Here is a 663-nt window from a genome sequence, read left to right as displayed (position 1 = left end):
GCAGCGGCGTGCGAAACTCCGCGCTCTGGCTGAGAAGGCCGAGCAGAGGGGCGACCATGCCAAGGCCCAGCGGATTCGGGACAACAACCTCGGCGTGATCAAGCGTGAACGCCGCTCGCATGCCTGGAAGTGCCGGGTCCGTGATCTGACCTTCAAGGCCGTGCACGCGGTCGTCGACAAGGCCAACGTGATCGTGGCCGAAGACCTCGCAAGGACGTTCGCCAGTCGTAAGAAGCTGGGGAAGAATTCCAACCGGCGCCTGGCTGCCTGGACCAAGGGCATCACCGCTGAGGCGCTGGAGACTGTATCGGGCCGCAGAGGTTCTGCGGTGCGGCTGGTCAACGCTGCGTATACCTCGCAAGCCGTCCCCTTCACGGACATCCTTGGTGTCCGTGAAGGGGACCGGCTTCACTGCACCGAGTGCGGGGCGGTATGGCAAGCAGACCACGCCGGAGCGATCAACATCGAGCAGCGGGACAGTGACCCCGACATCACTTTGTTCACTCCGCACACGCGGGTGAAACAGATCCTGCTCGAGCGTGCTGGTCGCCAACGGTCCGGACTGCCCTTGGACCAGGACTCCAGTACCCGGCAACTGTGTCGGTGCGGAGAGCGAATTATCCAACCTCGATGCTCAACACTGAGCAATGAATAGGAAGCAGA

1 protein-coding gene is annotated in these 663 nt (G+C 62.6%); it reads left to right on the top strand.

Annotated elements, in window-relative coordinates; all coding sequences use genetic code 11:
* Positions 1-655 (top strand): zinc ribbon domain-containing protein (locus NP777_RS47070; RefSeq protein ID WP_256656350.1); only part of this gene is annotated, 655 nt, incomplete at its 5' end.
* Positions 656-663: the final 8 nt, after the last annotated feature.

It is taken from the genome of Streptomyces rugosispiralis (genome assembly GCF_024505145.1).
Classification (GTDB): Bacteria; Actinomycetota; Actinomycetes; order Streptomycetales; family Streptomycetaceae; genus Streptomyces; species Streptomyces rugosispiralis.
Note: the sequence above shows the minus strand (reverse complement) of the source record. Positions and strands in the feature narration are given on the sequence as shown.